This is a genomic window from Pectinatus brassicae (assembly GCF_014201835.1).
GTDB classification, from domain to species: Bacteria; Bacillota; Negativicutes; order Selenomonadales; family Selenomonadaceae; genus Pectinatus; species Pectinatus brassicae.
The window spans coordinates 1-4,471 of sequence record NZ_JACHFH010000064.1 but is presented as its reverse complement, the minus strand read 5'-3'; the positions used below and the strand labels follow the sequence as shown (position 1 = coordinate 4,471).

The window sequence follows — 4,471 nt, the reverse complement described above, 5'->3', positions numbered from 1 at the left end:
AAATATATCGAAAAAATTATGCAGATTTAAGTTCAATTAAAAAATTTATTATTTGCCATTTATCTGTTTGAATTTAATTTCATGCGTTTGTCGTGGTATTATGAAAAAGAAATATTTATTTTTTGTCAGTTTTATGGTATTCTTATGAATTAGAGTGTCATATATGAGCGTAAAAAAATAGATAATAGAGGTGGCGTTTTTGTCTAAATGTTTGCCGGCAGGTAAATATCTTATATTTTGCAGGATATTAGCTGCTATTGTTATTGGCATATTTGTAGCATCAGTTCCTTATAATACAGTATTTGCTAAAAAAATTAAGCCTAAAGTAATATTATATGTACCACATGATAATCGGCCAGTATCAAATAAACAGACAGTTCAGGTACTGGAAAAAGCAGGATACATTGTTAAGGTTCCACCGGATAATTTATTGGGAAACCGTCGTTCTTTTGGCAACCCCGAGGGGATTTACCAATGGATTTTGGTGAATGGTAAAGATGCTGATGCGGCAGTTATTTCCAGTGATTCTTTGTTATATGGAAGTCTGGTGGCCTCACGTAAGCATGATTTTATGAAAGATAGAGTTTTACAGCGAACTGACTATTTTATTGAAATTCATAAAAAATATCCTAAGCTGCCATTATATGTTTTTTCCTCAATTATGCGAACACCGAAAAATGCTGCGGCATCCGGTTCAGAAGAACCCAGTTATTATCGGGAATACGGAGAAGAGATTTTTCGTTATACAGCGTTGACCGACAAGCAAAGACTACAGCCATTGGCTGCTGCAGAACAGGCTGAATTAACAAAATTAAAAGAAATAATACCACAGGAAGTTTTAGATGACTGGTTTAATCGTCGATTTAAAAATTTTACAGCGAATAAAGTGTTAATTGGGTTAGTACGCAATAATATTTTATCTTATTTGGTTTTAGGCTGTGATGATAATGCACCATATTCACAAACGCATGCTGAAAGTGTAGTTTTAGGAAAATATAGCGCTGATTTACCAAAAAGTAAGTTTTGTATAGTTTCCGGAGTGGATGAGCTGGGGTTATTATTATCTACCAGAGCCGCAAATGAGATGCGTAATTATCATCCTGCTGTAGCTATAAATTATGCATCAGGTTATGGCGGAGCTACAGTGCCGGCTTATTCGGATAAACCGATAGATTTATCCGTGCGGGCGGAAATTAATTTGGCAGGTGGTGTGCCAACAACACTGCCGGACAGAGCGGCAATGCTGTTATTGGTTAATACTAATGTAAGCGGCTGGACCTATGAGGCCGGTGAATCACTTAATTCAGAAGAGCCACGTGCCAATACTTTGTCATTTGCTGATAATATTGCTAAATATATTGATGAAAAGATACCGGTAGCTGTTGGCGATATTGCTTATGCCAATGGTGCAGATAATGCTCTTTTGCAGGTACTGCGTCAAAGAGACCTATTATTTAAGCTGAATTCTTATGCTGGTTGGAACACAGCTACCAACAGTACTGGATGGTCAATTGCACAGGGGATTTTATCACTGAATATGACTTCAGATAATAAGAATAGACTGTTACTGACAAGATATCTTGATGATTGGGTATATCAGGCCAATGTTCGTTCACTTGTAGTGCGGCAGCTGAATATTTTTCCTGGGCAGGGAACAAAACTGACTTTGGGGGATAAAAATATGCCTGCTGAAATTAATGCAGATCGTTTGACAAAAGCATTTTTAGATCGATATTTGTCGTTTTTGGGGATAAAAGCTATTAAAGTGGAATTTCCCTGGGATAGATTATTTGAAGCCGATATAGACGTTTCTACTAATCCTAATGCCTATACCAAACATTATTTTGGTATTCAGTGATATTTTATAAATTAATATAACAAAATAAATTGTTTAGTAAATGTTGGAGTGAGCAAAGATTGCAGCTTGCTTCAGCATTTTATTTATATTGGCGGAAAAAATTGGCAATACTTGCATTAAAGCAGGTAAATAGTTTAGACTATATAGTAATATAATAATAGTTGGTTTGAGTTTTTAGAAATGGAGCGAATAAGATTTGCGTTTATATATAGCAGAAAAACCAAGTATGGGGAACGAAATAGCTAAATGTTTAAAAGGACCGATAAGTCGGCATGACGGCTATCTTAAAACAGCCGATGGAATTGTGACCTGGGCATTTGGACACATCCTTCGTCAGGCCGAACCCAATGAATATGATGAAAAGTATAAGATGTGGCGGGCACAGGATCTGCCGATTATTCCCACGAAATGGCAGATGATCATTGATAAAAATTGCGAAAAACAGTTTAATATTATTAAAAATCTTATAGAAAAAGCCGATGAAATAGTCCATGCTGGTGACCCTGATAGGGAAGGACAGCTGCTGATTGATGAAATATTTGATTTTGTTGGCAATAGTAAACCAGTAAAACGTATATTATTAAATGCACTTGATGAAAAAAGTATCAAAAAAGCTAATGAAAATCTGTGTGATAATGAAAAGTTTCAACCATTGAAGTGCTCAGCATTGGCTAGGGCTAGGGCCGACTGGCTTATTGGCATGAATTTATCACGAGCTTATACGTTGGCAGCCAGAAGAACTGGACATGCTAGGGTAGTCCTGCCGGTAGGCAGAGTAAAAACTCCTACTTTGGCATTAGTAGTCAGACGCGAACGGGAATTACAGGATTTTAAGCCGGTTGATTATTATACAATAAAAGCACAATTTGAACATGCTAACGGCAGCTTTTGGTCTAATTGGAAGGCCAAGGAGTCGCAGACAGGACTTGACTATGAGGGACGCCTTGTAGATAAGGCTGAAGCTGATAAGCTGATGGAAAAATTAAATACTAAATCTCAAGATGCAGTCATTAGTTCCTATAGTAAGAGTGAAAAAAAGGAACTGCAGCAATTGCCGTTCTCGCTATCAGCGCTGCAGGTTTTAGCAGGGAAAAATTTTGGTTATGAGCCGCAGCAGGTTTTAGATACTGCCCAAAAATTATATGAGAGAAAAATGACTACTTATCCGCGCTCGGACTGCGAATATTTGCCGAAAAACCAATTTAGTGATGCTAAGGTTATTTTGAAAAACCTATTATACTGCGGTGATGACGATTTAACCCAGTGGTCTGATAATGCTGATAGTAAAATAAAAAGCAAGGCTTGGAATGATAAAAAAATATCGGCCCATCATGCTATTATTCCTACGCAGGTTAAGGTTAAAATGACCAGCCTTAGTGAAGAAGAAAGAAATATTTATTTTTTAATAGCACAGCGTTATATTGCCCAATTTTATCCAGTGCATGTATATGAACAAATAAAATTGACAGTCAAGTATGCTGGGGAAAATTTTCAGGCTACTGGTCGTGTGGAAAAAGACTTAGGCTGGAAGATATTGTATGTATCGGAAAATAAGAAAAACGAAGTCAATGGCGATGATGATAAGCTGGCGATTTTGCCAGCTATGGAAAAAAATGACAGTGCCGATTTTATAAATGCGATGCTGGATCAAAAAGCCACTAAGCCGCCAACACGCTTCACGCCGTCAACTTTATTGGCAGGTATGAAGGAAATTCATAAGTATGTAAAAAATGAGGATGTGAAAAAGAAGCTTAAGGCAATCTATGGTATTGGCACAGAAGCAACCAGAGCATCGATAATTGACGATTTGATACGCCGCAAATTTCTGGTTACAGAGGGGAAAAAGAAGTATCTGATTCCAACATCTATGGCTAATATGCTGGTTGATGCTCTGCCTGATGAACTATTATATCCTGATTTTACGGCAATGTGGGAAGATTACCTAAATACCCTTGCTAATGGTGACGGTTCATTGGATGAGTTTATTGCTAAACAAATAGGGTTTACGCGACTGTTATGCCAAAAAGCCAATGATGTAGTAATGCCAAATGATGACGGGATGCTTTGTCCACGCTGTAAAAAAGGCGTTATGATTCATCGTCATGGGAAAAATGGTGATTTTTGGGGCTGCTCTAATTTCCCGCAATGTCGCATGACGTGTAATGATAAGGACGGTAAGCCTGATTTGTCGGCTCGCACGAATACAAGCAGAACCGCTAAAACTGGAAATTCTATGTCAGGCGGCATGATTTCAGCGCAGGAGTTGATTTCACGCGGGCAGATTACTAGAGCTAAAGCAACTAATAATAAAAAATATTTATGCCCTAACTGCAAAGAAGGAGCATTGCGAAGAATAAAAGGAAGAAATGGTTACTTTTGGGGATGCTCAAATTATCCGCATTGTACGGCTAATTTTGCCGACAGTAATGGACAGCCGTTATTAGGCAAATAATAAATAAGTGTAATATATCAAGCAGGAATTTAGGCATCGTAGTTTGAATTATAAACAAATGTGTATTTTAACATATTGTGGCGAGAATTCCCCCACTTCTAAAGTGGTGGGATGAATCGCCACGGTTTTAATATTGTAAGTATAATTTTCTCATGCTATAA

2 protein-coding genes are annotated in these 4,471 nt (G+C 37.4%); both read left to right on the top strand.

Annotated elements, in window-relative coordinates; all coding sequences use genetic code 11:
• Positions 1-199 precede the first annotated feature (199 nt).
• Entirely contained in the window at positions 200-1,858 is a 1,659-nt protein-coding gene (locus tag HNR32_RS13480) for a DUF4127 family protein (protein ID WP_183863541.1), read from the top strand.
• Positions 1,859-2,054: 196 nt separating this feature from the next.
• Positions 2,055-4,310: a DNA topoisomerase 3 gene (locus HNR32_RS13475; RefSeq protein ID WP_183863539.1), complete on the top strand. Its 2,256-nt coding sequence runs from the start codon at positions 2,055-2,057 to the stop codon at positions 4,308-4,310.
• The last annotated feature ends 161 nt before the right edge of the window (positions 4,311-4,471 follow it).